We start from the raw sequence: 16,976 nt of genomic DNA, 5'->3' as shown, positions 1-16,976 counted from the left end.
AACGCCATGATCGGTAACTGGAACTACGGAACCGGCCGTCGCAAAACCTCGGTGGCTCGTGTTTTCATCAAGAAAGGATCGGGCAAGATCGTCGTCAACGGCAAGCCCGTCGACGAGTTCTTCGCTCGCGAAACCGGCCGCATGATCGTGCGCCAGCCGCTCGAACTGACCGGCCTGCTGGAATCGTTCGACGTCAAGGTCAACGTGCACGGTGGCGGCGAAACCGGCCAAGCCGGCGCGGTGCGCCACGGCATCACGCGTGCCCTGATCGACTACGACGAGGCCCTCAAGCCCGCGCTGTCGCAAGCAGGCTTCGTCACCCGTGACGCCCGAGAAGTCGAACGTAAGAAAGTCGGCTTCCGCAAGGCACGTCGGCGCAAGCAGTTCAGCAAGCGCTAATGTTCCCCAAAAAGGCCGCGAAAGCGGCCTTTTTGCCACTGGGCCATCCAAGGCGCAAATCCGTCCCGAAATCCCGAACCGAAGGCGCAGCCTGGGGCCTCATTCGTTTCTGAGTGCTGCGCGCAAGCGATACAATCTTCTTTCGTCCTACGGAAGCTCCACACCATGGCCCACGCATCGAATTCCCGCATCAAGGTCGGCATTGTCGGCGGTACCGGCTATACCGGCGTCGAACTGCTGCGCTTGCTGTCGCAGCATCCCCATGTGGAGCTCACCGCCATCACGTCCCGCAAAGAAGACGGTCTGCCGGTGGCTGACATGTATCCCAACCTGCGCGGCCATGTGAAGCTGGCGTTCTCCACGCCCGAAAAGGCCAACCTGGCCGATTGCGATGTGGTGTTCTTCGCCACGCCGCATGGCGTGGCCATGGCCCAGGCGCAAGAACTGCTGGCCGCCGACACTCGCATCATCGACCTGGCCGCCGACTTTCGCCTGCAAGATACCGCCACGTTCGAGCGCTGGTACAAGATGCCGCACTCGTGTCCCGACATCCTGGCCGAATCCGTCTATGGCCTGGTCGAGCTCAACCGCGAAGCCGTGTCCAAGGCGCGCGTCATCGGCAATCCAGGCTGCTATCCCACGACAGTGCTGCTGGGTCTGGCCCCGTTGCTGGAAAACGGCGCCACCCTGGTCGATACCCAGACGCTCATCGCCGACTGCAAGTCCGGCGTGTCCGGCGCCGGCCGCAAGGCCGAAGTCAGCACGCTGTTCTCCGAAGCCAGCGACAACTTCAAGGCCTACGGAGTAGCTGGCCATCGCCATCATCCCGAAATTTCCGAACAGCTTGAAAAGCTGGCGGGCGGCAAGGTTGGCCTGACCTTCGTGCCGCACCTGGTGCCCATGATCCGCGGCATGTTCTCGACGCTGTATGCGCGTATCCGCCCCGACGCCCTGGGTACCGACTTCCAGGCCCTGTATGAAAAGCGCTACGCCGACGAGTCGTTCGTTGACGTCATGCCGGCCGGCAGCCTGCCCGAAACCCGCTCGGTGCGCGCCTCCAACAACCTGCGCATCGCCCTGCAACGCCCCAATGGCGGCGACCTGCTCATCGTGCTGGTCATCCAGGACAACCTGGTCAAGGGCGCGTCGGGCCAGGCCGTGCAGAACATGAACCTGATGTTCGGCCTGCCTGAATCGGCCGGCCTGGACCAGGTCGCCATCCTGCCGTAAACCGTTGCCGGGGCAGCCCTCGGGCCTGCCCGGCCGTCTTGATGCAACCTATTCCCGAACCCAAGGCCGCGCGCAGTTCCGGCTTGTTCTTACGATGGCTGATGCTGCTGTGCGTGCTGGCCGTCGGCCTGGCTGTCGGGGCGGCCGCGGGCTATCGCCATGCACGCCAATCGGCAGCCGCAACCGATACTGTGGTGGTCACGGCCGAACAGGTTGCCGCGCAAGATGCCGCCATACGGCAAAGCCAGGCCGAAAGCCGCTTCTTGCGCGCCCAGCTCGATACCGCCGATGGAGAGATCTCTGTCGAGCGTGCCGCTCGCCAGGAACTTGAGCTCCAGCTGCGCTCGGCCCAGGACGAGCTGGGCCGGGTGCGCGACCGCCTGGCGTTCTTCGAGCAACTGCTGCCGCCCGGGCCCGAAGGCGCGGTGGATATCCGCGGTGCCGAGATCCAGCGCGAAGGGCAGGGGCTGAAATATCGCGTGCTGCTGATGCGCAGCGGCCGCAGCGAGACGCCGTTCACCGGTATGCTGCGGTTCCAGGCGGCCGGGGTGCTCAAGGGCGAAACCGTGTCGGTCGACCTGGCGCCCATGCAGCTCAAGGCCGATACGCCGGCCGACCCCGGGGCAGTGCCGGCCGCCGGGGGCGGGCCGCTGGCCCTGCAATTCGATCAGTACCAGCGCAGCGAGGGCGTGCTCGAGCTGCCCCAGGGATTTGTCCCCGAAACCGTCACGATCAGCGTGCTCGAGGGCAGCACCGTACGCGCCTCCCGTAATATCAAGCTGGAATTTTGAACCCCGCCGCGTCTGCGCTACTATGGACGCATAGTGCGGCGTGGCCGCCTACCCGATATGGCCGTGCGCGGCCAGGAGCTCCACCATGAATGCAGTCACCGAAACCGTCGACCTCCAGGCGCCGCCGACGCCGTTGGTTTTTACCGATTCCGCTGCGGCCAAGGTCAAAGACCTGCTGGCCGAAGAAGGCAACCCTGAACTCAAGCTGCGCGTGTTCGTGCAGGGCGGCGGCTGTTCCGGCTTCCAGTATGGCTTCACCTTCGATGAGGCCGTCAACGAAGACGACACCGTGCTCGACAAGAATGGCGTGCAGTTGCTGGTCGACCCGATGAGCTTCCAGTACCTGGTCGGCGCCGAGATCGACTACAAAGAAGACCTTGAAGGCGCCCAGTTCGTGATCCGCAACCCGAACGCCAGCACCACCTGCGGCTGCGGCTCGTCGTTCTCGGTGTAGGTTCTTACCCACTGGCGGCGGGCCACGCCCGGCCGCCACGGGTACCAACGGCCTCCTGCCTGCGCAGGGGGCCGTTGTTTGTGCGGCGCCTGGTTTTTGCGGGCATTTGCACTGCAAGCGGCTTGGGCTTCAGGCCGGATACAGCGCGCCCAGCACGCGTGGGCCGTGCGCGCCCGTTACTTGCGGCACGCCCGCGGGAGTACGGTCCAGGAAGGCTTGCGCCAGCCAGGCGAACGCCATGGCCTCGACCCATTGGGCCGGCACGCCGGCGGCATCGGTGGCTTGCACCGGGCGTTGCAGGCAGGCGGCCAGTTCGCGCATCAAGCCAGGGTTGCGCGCGCCGCCACCGCATACCAGCACGTCGCGCGTGGCCGGCGCGGCCGCTTCCAGGGCATCGGCCACGGTGCGTGCGGTGAACCGCTGCAGGGTGGCCTGCACGTCTTGCGCCGTGGGGCAAGAGGCGTCGTAATCTTGCAGGCGCTGGTCCAGCCAGGCGGCATCGAACAGGTCGCGGCCCGTGGACTTGGGCGGGGGCAGGGCCAGCCAGGGTTCGCCGGCCAGCAGGTGTTCAAGCAGCGTCGCCTGCACCTGGCCGGTGGCAGCCCAGCGGCCGCCATCGTCGTACGGCTGGCCGGTATGGCGCTGGCACCAGGTATCCAGCAGCACATTGGCTGGGCCCGTGTCGAAGCCCCGTGGCGGCAGGCCCGGCGCCAGTAGCGTCAGGTTGGCAATGCCGCCCAGGTTCAGCACGGCACGTTCATGCGGGGCCTGGAACATGGCTGCATGAAAAGGGGGCACCAGCGGCGCGCCCTGGCCCCCGGCCGCCACATCGCGGCTGCGGAAATCGGCCACGACATCGATGCCGGCAAGTTCGGCCAGCAGGGCGGGGGCGTTAAGTTGCAGCGTGTAGCCCAGTTCGGGCCGATGCCGCACGGTCTGGCCATGCGCGCCGATGGCGCTGACCGCCCGGGCCGGCTGGCTGGCTTGCCGCAGCAGGGCTTGCACGGTATCGGCATATAGCCGGGCCAGCGCCTGCGCGGCCAGTGCCGCACGATGCAGCTCATCGGCGCCGCTGCGGTTAAGGGCCAGCAATTCGGCGCGCAGGCCGGCCGGCATGGGCAGGGCGGCCGTGGCCAATACTTGCGGCGCCTGCGTGGCGGCCAGGCGTACCAGCACGCCATCGGCGCCGTCCAGGCTGGTGCCCGACATCAGCCCGATGAAAAGGCGGCCGGTCGTTTCGAAGCGCGGGCCGCCGGATCGGGTCATGGCAGGGAAAGGTGGTGGCTGCCGCGCTAGCGGCTGGCCAGGTTGGTGCTGGATTCGGGCAGGGTCCGCTGAAATTCGGTCAGCAGCGCGATCTGCTGCTTGTACGGCAAGACCGCGGCCTTGAACTGACGAGCCTCGGCGGCATCCAGCGGACGCGATACCGGCAGATCGGCCGCCAGCGGGTTGACCGGCTGGTTGTCGATGCGGAATTCGTAGTGCAGGTGCGGGCCGGTGGCCCAGCCGGTAGAGCCCACATAGCCGATCAACTGGCCCTGCGATACCTTGCTGCCGCGCTTGATGCCGGCGGCGATGCGGCTCTGGTGCGCGTAGACGGTGGAATACTTGCCGAAGTGCTTGACGATGACCACGTTGCCGTAGCCGCGCTGCTGCCCGGCGAATTCGACCGTACCGTCGGCCGTGGAATGGATGGGCGTGCCGCTGGGAGCGGCGTAGTCGACACCCTTGTGCCCCGTCCAGGTCTTGTGGATGGGGTGCATGCGCATGCCGAACGTGGAGCTGATGCGCGAGAATTTCAGGGCGGTGCGCAGGAATGCGCCGCGCAGGCTGACGCCGTCGAAATCGTAGTAGCTGCCCGACTTGCCGTCGGGGCTGAACCAGACGGCGTTGTAGGTTTTGCCGTTATTGACGAATTCCAGCGCCAGCACGCGGCCGGCGCCGGCATAGCGGCCCTGGTGGGAACGCACTTCGTACACGACGCGGAACTGATCGCCGCGGCGGATATCGCGCAGGAAGTCGACCTTGGAATTCAGGATATCGGCCATCTGCATGGTGACCGAATCGGGAACACCGGCCGCATCGGTGGCGCCGAACAGCGACGAGCGGATGGTGCCCACGGCCACGCGCGTCTGGCGGTCGGTGCCGTCGCTGATCTCGCGGGCGGTGTACGAATCTTCGGACGGCGTCACCAGCAGCATCCTGGTGGTGACCTGGCCGTTGTCTTCGTCGCCGGGGGTGTGGATATAGCGCAGCCAGACCAGTTTGCCTTCGCTGTCGGTGGCCGCCTGCACCGAGCGCCCCGGGTACAGCTTGTAGATGCTGCGCGCGCTGGGGGCCTGGGTCAGGAAGCGCTGCAGGCCGGGGGCGTCGACGTCCAGGCGCTGCAGTATGGCGGCCAGGGTGTCGCCGGAGCGGATGCGGGTTTCGCTGATGAACGGGGCGGCGCTGTCGTCGGTGCTGAGGCTGACCTGGCTGGCTTGCAGCGGCAGGATGCTTTGGACCTGGCGCGACGGGGGCAGTTCGGTGCGATCGGGCTGCTGCACCATGCCCAGCGCGGCGGCGCCGGCGAACAGGCCGATGGCGGTGACGAGAAGCGTGCGGCGGAAAAGGCCGGCGCGGCGGGATGTGGACTCTGAGCGGGAGGCGAACAGGGCGGCAATTTTGCTGCGGAACTTACCGACCGGGCTGTTTAAGCCACGATTCATCGTGCAGGACCTTTCAGGGTGGCGTGAGTCCCCAGGATGCTTTGCGCCGGATGCAGGCATACCCTGGCGCGCTTGATGGCACGCGGCAGGCTTGCGCCCTGCGACGCATCTTGTGAACAACGGGTGTTTAGCCAGGACTGCAACTGTAACGGTGACAGTTGCGTATGATTAGGGCCGTATCCTAGCTGATTCGGCTAGAATTTTCGACCGATTTTCGGCGCTTTCTGGCAGTTTTTACACCTTTATTGCGTTGTCCCGTCCCGTTTCACCCTGACATGTCCCAATCCGAAGCCCCCATCACCCCTGAAGTCGAAGCCGACCTGCGCGTCGCCAAACGCGGTTGCGATGAACTGCTGGTCGAATCCGAGTTCGCCCGCAAGCTGGCCAATAGCCGTGCCAGCGGCGTGCCGTTGCGCATCAAGCTGGGGCTGGATCCTACCGCGCCCGACATCCATCTGGGCCACACGGTAGTGCTGAACAAGATGCGGCAGTTGCAAGACCTGGGGCACAACGTCATCTTCCTGATCGGCGACTTCACGTCCATGATCGGCGACCCCAGCGGCCGCAATTCCACGCGCCCGCCCCTGACCCGCGAACAGATCGAGACCAACGCCAAGACCTATTACGCCCAGGCCAGCCTGGTGCTGGATCCGGCCCGTACCGAGATCCGCTACAACTCCGAATGGAGCGATCCGCTGGGCGCGCGGGGGCTGATCCAGCTTGCCTCGCGCTACACCGTGGCGCGCATGATGGAACGCGAAGACTTCACCAAGCGCTTCAAGGGCGGCGTGCCCATCGCCGTGCACGAGTTCCTGTATCCCCTGATGCAAGGCTACGATTCGGTGGCATTGAAGTCCGACCTGGAATTGGGCGGCACCGACCAGAAATTCAATCTGCTGGTCGGCCGCGAACTGCAGAAAGAATACGGCCAGGCGCCGCAGTGCGTGCTGACCATGCCGCTGCTCGAAGGTACCGACGGTGTCGAGAAAATGTCCAAGTCCAAGGGCAACTACATCGGCATTTCCGAAAGCCCGGACTCGATGTTCGGCAAGCTGATGTCGATCTCCGACACCCTGATGTGGCGCTACTTCGAATTGCTGTCGTTCCGTTCGCTCGACGACATCGCCGCCCTGAAAGCCGGCATCGAGGCCGGCGCCAATCCGCGAGATGCCAAGGTGGCGCTGGCGCAGGAAATCGTGGCGCGCTTCCATTCGCTTCAGGCCGCCGAGGCGGCGCTGGCCACCTTCCAGGCGCGGTTTCGCGATGGCGCCATTCCCGATGACATGCCCGAGATCAATATGGCGGGCGCGCCCCTGGGTATCCTGAAGGTGCTGCGCGAAGCCGGCCTGGTGGCATCCGGCGCCGAAGCGCAACGCAATGTCGAGCAAGGCGGGGTGCGCGTCAACGGCGACCGCGTCGAAGACAAATCGTTGCAATTACAGGCCGGGTCTTATGTGCTGCAGGTGGGCAAGCGCAAGTTCGCCCGTGTTAACTTGGCAGGGTAGGAAGCGCCTACGGCCTCGCAGGAGCACGACATGAAACTCTCGAGTCTGTCTTTTTCCGATAACGAATCGATTCCCGATCGCTACGCTTTCGGCAAGATCGACCCGCAGTCGCACGTCGCACTCGCGGATAACTTCAACCCGCAGTTTTCCTGGGACGACGTACCCGAGGGCACGCGCTCGTTCGCCCTCATCTGCCACGACCCCGATGTGCCGTCCAAGCCCGACGACGTCAACCAGGAAGGGCGCCTCGTGCCGGCCGACCTGCCGCGCGTCGATTTCTTCCACTGGGTGCTTATCGACCTGTCGGCCGACAAGCGCGAGATCGAAGAAGGCGATTTTTCCAGCGGCATCACCCCGCGCGGCAAGGGCGGCCCGCTGGCCCCCGACGACGCGCGCCAGGGCATCAACGACTTCACCTCCTGGTTCGCCGCCGACCGCGACATGAATGGCGACTATTTCGGTTACGACGGCCCGTGCCCGCCCTGGAACGACGCGCTGCCGCACCGCTACGTTTTCACGCTGTACGCGCTGGACGTGCCCAAGCTGGACGTGCAGGGCAATTTCGGCGGCAACGAGGTGCTCAAGGCCATGCAGGGCCATGTGCTGGCGCAGTCCGGCGTTACCGGCAAGTACACCCTGAACCCCGAGCTGGCGCCCAAGCAGATCGGCGATACCTCGGCCTAGCCACCCACCAGCAGCAGGCGTGTCTTGGTGCGGGCCTGGGCCCAGGCCCGGCCCGCCGCGCCCGCCCCTGGTTTTGCCGCCTTGCGCAGCAGCAGCGCCACACCGAACGACACCCACACCATCCCCGCAGCCCGGTTCAGCCACAGCAAGGTGGCCAGGGCCTGGGTATCCATGAGCGCTCCTCAAGCTGAGTTGAGCCAATCTGCAGGTTGCGCGCCGTTGCGCGCCGTTGCGCGCTTTTCCGCGAAGGCACGTGCCATTTTGCGCGTTTTTTCGGGGCGCCGGGGCATGGCTGGGCGTGCCGGCGCGGTAAACTAGCGGCCATCCGTCATCCAGGCTTTCTCTCTTTTCACGCTCCAGGAACCCCCGTCATGTTCGACCGCAAACTTACCCTGTCCCAGGTAGACCCCGAAGTCTGGGCCGCCATCCAGAAAGAAGACGTCCGCCAGGAACAGCACATCGAGCTGATCGCCTCGGAAAACTACGCCAGCCCGGCCGTCATGCAGGCCCAGGGCACGCAGTTGACCAACAAGTACGCCGAAGGCTACCCGGGCAAGCGCTACTACGGCGGTTGCGAATATGTCGATGTGGTCGAACAGCTGGCCATCGACCGCCTGAAGCAACTGTTCGGCGCCGAAGCCGCCAACGTGCAACCCAATTCGGGTTCGCAGGCCAACCAGGGCGTGTACATGGCCGTGCTGAAGCCGGGCGACACCGTGCTGGGCATGAGCCTGGCCGAAGGGGGCCACCTGACCCACGGCGCATCGGTCAATGCCTCGGGCAAGCTGTACAACTTCATCTCGTATGGCCTGGATGCCGACGAAGTGCTCGACTACGCCCAGGTTGAAAGGCTGGCCAAGGAACACAAGCCCAAGCTGATCGTGGCGGGTGCCTCGGCCTACGCCCTGCACATCGATTTCGAGCGCATGGCGCGCATTGCCCACGATAACGGCGCATTGCTGATGGTCGACATCGCCCACTACGCGGGCCTGGTGGCTGGCGGTGCCTACCCCAACCCGGTGCCGCACGCCGACTTCGTCACGTCCACCACGCACAAGTCGCTGCGCGGCCCGCGCGGCGGGGTCATCATGATGAAGGCCGAATACGAGAAGATCGTCAATTCGGCCATCTTCCCCGGTATCCAGGGCGGCCCGCTGATGCACGTCATCGCCGCCAAGGCCGTGGCCTTCCAGGAAGCCCTGTCGCCCGAATTCAAGCAGTATGCCCAGCAAGTGGCCAGCAACGCCAAGGTACTGGCCGAAACCCTGGTCAAGCGCGGCTTGCGCATCGTGTCGGGCCGTACTGAAAGCCACGTGATGCTGGTCGACCTGCGTCCCAAGGGCATTACCGGCAAAGAGGCCGAGGCCGTGCTGGGACAGGCGCACATCACCGTCAACAAGAATGCCATTCCCAACGACCCGGAAAAACCGTTCGTGACCAGCGGCGTCCGCCTGGGCACGCCGGCCATGACGACCCGTGGTTTCAAGGAAGCCGAGGCCGAGCTCACCGCCAACCTGATCGCCGACGTACTGGACAACCCGCGCGATGAGGCCAACATCGCCGCGGTGCGCACCCGCGTCAACGAATTGACGGCCCGCCTGCCTGTCTACGGCGGCTGATCCCGCCTGGGCGGCGGCCCCGGGTTGCCGTTTGGCGTATTTTTTCCACGCCGGCGTCGCGTTGCGGACCGGCGTCATTACAATACGCCAAATTATTGCACTGGGGGCGGCAACATGAAATGCCCATTCTGCGGCAACGCCGACACACAGGTGGTGGATAGCCGGGTGTCCGAAGAAGGCGATACCATACGCCGGCGCCGCCGCTGCCTGTCCTGTGACAAGCGCTTCACTACCTACGAGCGCATCGAGCTGGCCATGCCCTCGGTGGTCAAGCGCAATGGCAGCCGCAGCGACTACGACACCGCCAAGCTGCGCGCCAGCCTGTCGCTGGCGCTGCGCAAGCGCCCGGTCAGCACCGACCAGGTCGACAGCGTGGTCGCTCGCATCGAAGAAACCCTGCTGGCCAGTGGCCTGCGCGAAGTTTCAACCGAACGCATCGGCGAACTGGTCATGGCCGAGCTCAAGAAGCTGGACAAGGTCGCGTACGTGCGCTTTGCCTCGGTGTACAAGAATTTCGAAGATATCGGCGAATTCGTCGAGGCCATCCGCGAAATGCAAGGCCCCATGCTGCCGGGCAAGCTGCGCCGCGAATAAGCCGCCGCGACCGGCCCGGGCCCGCATGGGGCAGCGGGCATACAATCGCAGGCGTGACTTCCATGACCGACGCCGACGACACCATCTGGATGCGCCGCGCCCTGGCGCTGGCCCGCACCGTTACGTATACCACCACGCCCAATCCGCGGGTCGGGTGCGTGATCGTGCGCGACGGCCGCGTGCTGGGCGAAGGCGCCACCCAACCGCCTGGCGGCCCGCACGCCGAAATCTGCGCCTTGCGCGACGCCGCCGCGCGCGGCGAGTCGGTGCGCGGCGCCACCCTGTATGTCACCCTGGAACCCTGCAGCCATCATGGCCGCACGCCGCCTTGCGCCGATGCCGTCGTGGCGGCGCAGCCGGCGCGGGTGGTGGTGGCCATGGGCGACCCCAACCCGCAAGTCGGCGGCCGCGGCCTGGCCCGCCTGCGTGCGGCCGGCATCGCGGTCACCGTTGATGTCTGCGCCGACGAGGCGCTGGAAATCAACGCCGGCTTCGTGGCCCGCATGAGCCGGGGCACGCCCTGGGCCTGGGTGAAAATGGCGGCCTCGCTGGATGGCCGCAGCGCCTTGCACAACGGCGTCTCGCAGTGGATTACCGGCGAAGAGGCGCGCGCCGACGGCCATGCCTGGCGCGCCCGCAGTTGCATCGTGCTGACCGGCATGGGCACCGTGCTGAAAGACAACCCGCTACTGAACGTGCGCAGCGTGGCCACCCCCCGCGCGCCGCGCAAGGCGGTGGTGGATGGGCGCTTCGATATCCCCGAAGATGCCCGCCTGTTCGACGGCACCGAGGTCATTGTCTTCACGGCGCGGCCCGATGCCGCCAAGGCGGCGCGCCTGGCGCAGCGCAATGCGCGCGTGGTGGCGCTGCCCGATGGCGATACCGAGCGGGTCGACCTGCCCGCCATGATGCGCTGGCTGGGCGAACACGAATTCAACGAAGTGCACATTGAAGCCGGCGCGGGCCTGGGCGGCGCGCTGATGTCGGCCGGCTGCGTCGACGAACTGCTTGTGTACCTGGCGCCGGTATTGCTGGGCGATGCCGCCGCCATGCTGCGCCTGCCGCTGATCGAGCATCTGGACGGCGCCCGGCGGTTCGAGTTCGCCGATACCACGCGCTTCGGCGCCGACCTGCGCCTGCGCCTGCGCGACCCGGCCCGTTGGCAGGCGTTGCAGGCGGTGGTTGGCTGCCGCTGAAGTCTCTTTACCGTACTGATTGGAGCCTCTTTCTTATGTTCACTGGTCTGGTCGCGGCGGTGGGCCGCATTGTTCACATAAAACCGCTAGCCGAAGCCGAGCAGGGGGGCGTACGCCTGGTCATCGACGCGGGCGAACTGGGCCTGGCCGATGTCGGCATCGGCGATTCCATCGCGGTGCAAGGTGCCTGCATGACAGTCATCGCGCTCGAAGGCCGGCGTTTTCAGGTGGACGTCTCGCGCGAAAGCCTGAGCCTGACGGCGGGGTTGGACCGCGAAGGCGAAGTCAACCTGGAAAAATCCCTGCGCGTGGGCGACCAGATCGGCGGGCACCTGGTCTCGGGCCATGTCGACGGCATGGGCGTGGTGCTGCGCTTCGATAGCGTGGGTGAATCGCGCGAGCTTGCCATTCGCGTGCCCGGCCATCTGGCGCGCTTCCTGGCCTACAAAGGGTCGATCACGGTCAACGGCATCAGTCTGACGGTCAATCGTGTCAACGATGTTGCCGAGGGCTGCGACATCAGCATCAACATCATTCCCCACACCCAGGCCGTGACCACGCTGCGCAACGTAAAGCCGGGCGATCGTGTCAATCTTGAAGTCGACACGATTGCGCGCTACGTCGAGCGCATGCTGGCCATGCCGCAGGCCGGTGACATGGAATAAGGCGTTCGCCGGCCGTTTCGGGCCGCGCCGCTTTCATGGTGCGCATCGCGTTGTTAGCGCTCGCGATGCACCGCTGCCAAAATTACTGCGATGGGCCTGCCGCTTGCTATGCAATGGGCAAGCGGGGCGGCGCCACGCATTGAAACGGTCGTGCATGAATCTTTGCGCGATTCAAGGAACTTGTTTCACTACCGGATAGCCTAACCGTAAATGAGTCACCAACCCCATTCTATGGTGTGTGGCGAAAGCAACATATCAAGATGATGTGCATGATCCCATTACCATAAAGTCTAGCGACAATGGTCAATGAGGAACACAATGGGATGACGGAACTCATTAACCGACCATGCGCTGTAGGAGGTTATCCGTGCAAAACATTGTCGAAGGCTTCAAGTCGCTGTACGCGAAAGACCAGGAAACCGAACTTTCCCTCGAGGAATTCCTGGCACTGGCCAAGAAAGATCCCATGGCCTATGCCAGCCCCGCAGAACGGATGTTGGCGGCGATAGGCGAGCCAGAACTGGTCGATTCCCGCAATGATCCCCGGTTGTCACGGCTGTTCTCCAACCGGGTGGTGCGGCGCTACCCTGCATTCAAGGAATTCTTCGGGCTGGAAGAGGTCATCGACCAGATCGTGGCTTTCTTCAAGCATGCCGCGCAAGGACTCGAGGAACGCAAGCAGATTCTGTATTTGCTGGGGCCGGTGGGCGGCGGCAAGTCTTCCATTGCGGAGCGCCTGAAAGCACTGATGGAGGCCTATCCCATCTATGCGCTGAAGGGTTCCCCTGTAAATGAATCGCCGCTGGGCCTGTTCCATCCGGACCGCTTCGGCGACACCCTTGAAAAAGAGTACGGCATCCCGCGGCGTTACCTGAGCGGGATCATGTCGCCTTGGGCGGTCAAGCGGCTGAAAGAGTTCGACGGCGATATCTCGCAATTTCGCGTGGTGCGGCTGAATCCGTCGGTGCTGCGCCAGGTGGCCATTGCCAAGACCGAGCCGGGCGACGAAAACAACCAGGATATTTCCTCGCTGGTGGGCAAGGTCGATATCCGCAAGCTCGACCGCCACTCGCAGGACGATCCCGATGCCTATAGCTATTCGGGCGGGCTGTGCCTGGCCAACCAGGGCCTGCTGGAATTCGTCGAGATGTTCAAGGCGCCCATCAAGATGCTGCACCCCCTGCTGACCGCCACGCAGGAAGGCAACTTCAAGGGCACCGAAGGTTTCTCGGCCATTCCGTTCAACGGCGTGATCCTGGCGCACTCGAACGAGTCCGAATGGCAGACCTTCCGCAACAACAAGCACAACGAGGCGTTCCTTGACCGTATCTACATCGTCAAGGTGCCGTATTGCCTGCAGGTGACCGAAGAGGTCGAGATCTACAACAAGCTGCTGCGCAACAGTTCGCTGGCCACCTCGCCGTGCGCGCCGGGCACGCTGGACATGATGGCGCAGTTCTCGGTGCTGACTCGCCTGAAAGAGCCCGAGAATTCCAGCATTTATTCCAAGCTGCGCGTGTACGACGGCGAAACGTTGAAAGATGTCGACCCGAAGGCCAAGGCACTGCAGGAATACAAAGACTACGCGGGCACCGATGAAGGCATGACGGGGGTATCCACCCGCTTTGCCTACAAGATCTTGTCCAGCGTGTTCAACCACGACCAGACCGAAGTGGCCGCCAACCCCGTGCACCTGATGTACGTGCTGGAACAGCGCATCGGCCGGGAAGACTATCCCGAGGAAATCCGCCGCCGCTACCTGGATTTCATCAAGGGCTACCTGGCGCCGCGCTATGCCGAATTCATCGGCAAGGAAATCCAGACCGCCTACCTGGAGTCGTATTCCGAGTATGGGCAGAACATCTTCGACCGCTACGTCACGTTTGCGGATTGCTGGATCCAGGACGAGGAATTCCGCGACCCCGAAACCGGCGAGAGCTTCGATCGCAGCGCCCTCAACGATGAACTGGAAAAGATCGAGAAGCCCGCGGGTATTGCCAATCCCAAGGACTTCCGCAACGAGATCGTCAATTTCGTGCTGCGCGCCCGCGCCAACAACGCCGGCCGCAACCCGAAATGGACCAGCTATGAAAAGCTGCGCGAAGTGATCGAGAAGAAAATGTTCTCGAACACCGAAGACCTGTTGCCGGTCATTTCCTTCAACGCCAAGGCCTCGGCCGAAGACAAGAGCAAACACCAGAGCTTTGTCGATCGCATGGTCGACAAGGGCTATACCGAAAAACAGGTCCGCCTGCTGTGCGAGTGGTATCTGAGAGTGAGGAAGTCATCCTGAGCGAGGTGAATCATGAATTCACTGATCGATCGGCGTCTGAACGGCCGCAATAAAAGCGCGGTCAACCGCGAGCGCTTTCTCAGGCGATATAAAGACCAGATCCGCAAGGCCGTGCAGGATCTGGTGCGCGAGCGGTCCATCGAAGACATGGACCAGGGCGGGGAAATCAACCTGCCCGCTCGCGATATCTCCGAGCCGCATTTCCGGCACGGCCAGGGCGGCGATCGCGAGCTGGTGCATCCCGGCAACCGCGAATTCGCCAAGGGCGACACGTTTCCGCGGCCCTCGGGCTCGGAAGGCGAGGGCGGTTCCGAACCCGGCGAGGGCGAATCGGTAGACCAGTTCACCTTCAGCCTGTCGCGGGCCGAGTTCCTGAACCTGTTCTTCGAAGACCTGGAACTGCCGCACCTGATCCGCACGCAACTGGGCGACGTCACCCAGAAGAAATGGCAACGCGCCGGCTACACTACCACGGGGTCGCCCAGCCTGCTGAGCGTCAGCCGCACGCTGAAGGCCTCGCTATCGCGCCGCGTGGCACTGGGCGTGGCGGCCCGCGCCGAACTCGAGGCGGCCCAGGCCAAGCTGGACGCCGCCATTGCCGCGGGCGCCCCGCAGGCCGAGATCGATGCGCTGCGCCAAGAGGTGGAAGACTGCACTAATCGCCTGGCCCGGCTGCCCTTCCTGGACGACCTGGACCTGCGCTACCGCAACCGCGTGTCCGTGGCCATGCCCATGGCGCGGGCGGTGATGTTCTGCCTGATGGACGTGTCGGGATCCATGGACGAAGGCAAGAAAGACCTGGCCAAGCGCTTTTTCACGCTGCTGTACCTGTTCTTGTCGCGCAAGTACGACCACGTGGATGTGGTGTTCATCCGCCATACCGACAATGCCGAGGAAGTCGACGAGCAAACCTTCTTCTACGACCCCAAGAGCGGCGGCACCATCGTGCTGTCGGCGCTGGAATTGATGCACGAGATCGTGCAAGAGCGCTATCCGCCCAGTGCCTGGAACGTGTACGCCGCCCAGGCCAGCGATGGCGATTCATTCGGTGCCGACGCGGGCAAGAGCGCGCGCTTCCTGGCCGAGAACCTGCTGCCGGCGACCCGCTATTTCGCCTACATCGAAGTCCCCGACTCGCAAGAGGCCCGCAAAAGCAGCCTGTGGGCCGAATACGAGCAGGAAACGGCGCCGCATTTCGCCATGCGCCGGATCTGCGAACGCGGCGAGATCTACCCCGTGTTCCATGATCTGTTCAAAAAGGAAACAGCATGAACGCCATCGTGGGCTCTCGTGCCGAGCTGGAGGCCCTTGGTCGGGCCCGGCCCATTTCCGAAGGTTCCGAGTGGACATTCGAACTCATCCAGCGCTATGACGAGGCCATCGCCGAGGTGGCCGAAGAATTCGGCCTTGACACGTATCCGAACCAGATCGAAGTCATTACATCGGAGCAGATGCTGGACGCTTATGCGTCGGCCGGCCTGCCCATCGGCTATCCGCACTGGTCGTACGGCAAGGAATTCATCCGCAACGAACAGTATTACCGGCGCGGGATGCAGGGCCTGGCCTACGAAATCGTGATCAATTCCAGCCCCTGCATCTCTTACTTGATGGAAGAGAATTCCATGCCCATGCAGGCGCTGGTGATTGCGCATGCCTGCTACGGCCACAACTCGTTCTTCAAGGGCAATTACCTGTTCCGCCAATGGACCGACGCGGACAGCATCCTGGACTATCTGGTGTTTGCCCGCAAATATGTCATGGACTGCGAAAGCCGCTATGGCATCGATGCGGTCGAGGCGCTGCTGGATTCCTGCCACGCCCTGACCCCGCATGGCGTAGACCGCTACAAGCGTCCGACGCCGGTGTCTTACAAGGAAGAAGCGCACCGCCAGGCCGAGCGCGAGGAACATGCCCGGCTGCAGTACAACGATTTGTGGCGTACCCTGCCGCGCGTCGAGAACGACCCGGCCGAAGAAAAGCGGCGCGTCGTCTTCCCGCCCGAACCCGAGGAAAACCTGCTGTACTTCCTTGAAAAGCACTCGCCCAAGCTCGAGCCGTGGCAGAAAGAACTGGTGCGCATCGTGCGCAAGATCGCCCAGTATTTCTACCCGCAAGGCCAGACCAAGGTCATGAACGAGGGCTGGGCCACCTTCTGGCACTACACGCTATTGAACCGCCTGCACCAGAAAGGCCTGGTGAACGACGGCTTCATGATGGAATTCCTGCAAAGCCATACCAACGTGGTCAGCCAGCGCGGCTTCGACGAGCGCGGCTATGGCGGCATCAATCCGTACGCGCTGGGCTTTGCCATGATGCAAGACATTCGCCGCATCTGCGAATCGCCCACCCCGGAAGACCGCAAGTGGTTTCCCGATATCGCGGGCAGCGACTGGGTGAAGACGCTGGACTTCGCCATGCGTAACTTCAAGGACGAGTCATTCATCTCGCAATACCTGTCGCCGCGCCTGATCCGCGAGTTCCGCTTCTTCGCCATCGCCGACCACCAGGCCAACCCGGTACTTGAAGTGGCCGCCATCCACGACGACGAAGGTTATCGGCAGATCCGCAAGCTGCTGGCCGAACAGCACAACCGCGACAACCAGGTGCCCGACATCCAGATCGTGCGCTACCGCCGCGAGTCCGACCGGTCGCTGGTGCTGCGCCACCTGCAAACCCGCGGCCGGCCGCTGGCCGGCGAAGACGCCGAGCAGGTCATGAAGCACCTGGGGCGGCTGTGGGGCTTCAAGGTGCGCCTGGAAGAAACCGAGGCCGATGGCACCGTCAACTCGTACCGCGAGGTCAACCCCACCAACACCTATCGGGACGGGAATTGACCGG

Annotated in this window: 16 protein-coding genes; 13 read left to right on the top strand and 3 right to left on the bottom strand. The window is 64.1% G+C overall.

The features are described from left to right. Positions 1–6: 6 nt before the first annotated feature. From rpsI to erpA, 4 genes are all read left to right on the top strand, one after another. Complete coding sequence (gene rpsI / locus KW845_RS15250) at positions 7–399, top strand: 30S ribosomal protein S9 (RefSeq protein WP_218370134.1); 393 nt, start codon at positions 7–9, stop codon at positions 397–399. Between the two features lie 165 nt (positions 400–564). After that, the gene (gene argC, locus KW845_RS15245) at positions 565–1,629 is read left to right on the top strand and encodes an N-acetyl-gamma-glutamyl-phosphate reductase (RefSeq protein WP_218370133.1); all 1,065 of its coding nucleotides are present in this window, start codon (positions 565–567) and stop codon (positions 1,627–1,629) included. Between the two features lie 41 nt (positions 1,630–1,670). Further along, the gene (locus KW845_RS15240) at positions 1,671–2,420 is read left to right on the top strand and encodes a DUF6776 family protein (RefSeq protein ID WP_218370131.1); all 750 of its coding nucleotides are present in this window, start codon (positions 1,671–1,673) and stop codon (positions 2,418–2,420) included. Between the two features lie 85 nt (positions 2,421–2,505). Continuing rightward, the gene (gene erpA / locus KW845_RS15235) at positions 2,506–2,874 is read left to right on the top strand and encodes an iron-sulfur cluster insertion protein ErpA (protein WP_218370130.1); all 369 of its coding nucleotides are present in this window, start codon (positions 2,506–2,508) and stop codon (positions 2,872–2,874) included. Between the two features lie 129 nt (positions 2,875–3,003). Here the strand turns inward: erpA and KW845_RS15230 are convergent, their stop codons facing one another. Further along, positions 3,004–4,140 carry an anhydro-N-acetylmuramic acid kinase gene (locus tag KW845_RS15230; protein WP_218370129.1) on the bottom strand — a complete coding sequence of 379 codons (1,137 nt, stop codon included), beginning with the start codon at positions 4,138–4,140 and terminating at the stop codon, positions 3,004–3,006. A 26-nt stretch (positions 4,141–4,166) separates the two neighbouring features. Then, positions 4,167–5,582: a M23 family metallopeptidase gene (locus tag KW845_RS15225; RefSeq protein WP_218370128.1), complete on the bottom strand. Its 1,416-nt coding sequence runs from the start codon at positions 5,580–5,582 to the stop codon at positions 4,167–4,169. Between the two features lie 275 nt (positions 5,583–5,857). On the opposite strand from KW845_RS15225, the gene tyrS reads away from it, so the two are divergent. After that, complete coding sequence (gene tyrS, locus KW845_RS15220) at positions 5,858–7,087, top strand: tyrosine--tRNA ligase (protein ID WP_218370127.1); 1,230 nt, start codon at positions 5,858–5,860, stop codon at positions 7,085–7,087. A 30-nt stretch (positions 7,088–7,117) separates the two neighbouring features. After that, positions 7,118–7,771, top strand: a complete 654-nt coding sequence (locus KW845_RS15215; RefSeq protein WP_218370126.1) for a YbhB/YbcL family Raf kinase inhibitor-like protein — start codon at positions 7,118–7,120, stop codon at positions 7,769–7,771. On the opposite strand, the gene KW845_RS15210 is transcribed toward KW845_RS15215, so the two are convergent. After that, positions 7,768–7,944 carry a hypothetical protein gene (locus tag KW845_RS15210; RefSeq protein WP_218370125.1) on the bottom strand — a complete coding sequence of 59 codons (177 nt, stop codon included), beginning with the start codon at positions 7,942–7,944 and terminating at the stop codon, positions 7,768–7,770. The two genes, KW845_RS15215 and KW845_RS15210, sit on opposite strands and share 4 nt — an antisense overlap. Before the next feature lie 198 nt (positions 7,945–8,142). On the opposite strand from KW845_RS15210, the gene glyA reads away from it, so the two are divergent. The 7 genes from glyA (at position 8,143) to KW845_RS15175 (ending at position 16,972) form a co-directional block, all read left to right on the top strand. Then, positions 8,143–9,390, top strand: coding sequence for a serine hydroxymethyltransferase (gene glyA / locus KW845_RS15205; protein WP_218370124.1), 1,248 nt, complete (start codon positions 8,143–8,145; stop codon positions 9,388–9,390). 114 nt (positions 9,391–9,504) lie between these two features. Beyond that, entirely contained in the window at positions 9,505–9,984 is a 480-nt protein-coding gene (gene nrdR, locus KW845_RS15200; RefSeq protein ID WP_218370123.1) for a transcriptional regulator NrdR, read from the top strand. 62 nt (positions 9,985–10,046) lie between these two features. After that, on the top strand, positions 10,047–11,180 hold the full coding sequence (gene ribD / locus KW845_RS15195) for a bifunctional diaminohydroxyphosphoribosylaminopyrimidine deaminase/5-amino-6-(5-phosphoribosylamino)uracil reductase RibD (protein WP_255592691.1): 1,134 nt from the start codon (positions 10,047–10,049) through the stop codon (positions 11,178–11,180). 35 nt (positions 11,181–11,215) lie between these two features. Further along, entirely contained in the window at positions 11,216–11,845 is a 630-nt protein-coding gene (locus KW845_RS15190; protein WP_218370121.1) for a riboflavin synthase, read from the top strand. Between the two features lie 376 nt (positions 11,846–12,221). Beyond that, on the top strand, positions 12,222–14,138 hold the full coding sequence (locus tag KW845_RS15185; protein WP_370628266.1) for a PrkA family serine protein kinase: 1,917 nt from the start codon (positions 12,222–12,224) through the stop codon (positions 14,136–14,138). 12 nt (positions 14,139–14,150) lie between these two features. After that, on the top strand, positions 14,151–15,410 hold the full coding sequence (locus tag KW845_RS15180) for a YeaH/YhbH family protein (protein WP_218370119.1): 1,260 nt from the start codon (positions 14,151–14,153) through the stop codon (positions 15,408–15,410). Further along, positions 15,407–16,972 (top strand): SpoVR family protein, encoded by a 1,566-nt coding sequence (locus KW845_RS15175; protein ID WP_218370118.1) that lies wholly within the window; start codon positions 15,407–15,409, stop codon positions 16,970–16,972. Before KW845_RS15180 ends, KW845_RS15175 begins: the two co-directional genes overlap by 4 nt. The last annotated feature ends 4 nt before the right edge of the window (positions 16,973–16,976 follow it).

It is taken from the genome of Bordetella sp. BOR01, assembly GCF_019218885.1.
In the GTDB taxonomy this organism is placed as follows: domain Bacteria; phylum Pseudomonadota; class Gammaproteobacteria; order Burkholderiales; family Burkholderiaceae_B; genus Bordetella_A.
This window is presented reverse-complemented; position numbering and strand designations above follow the sequence as displayed.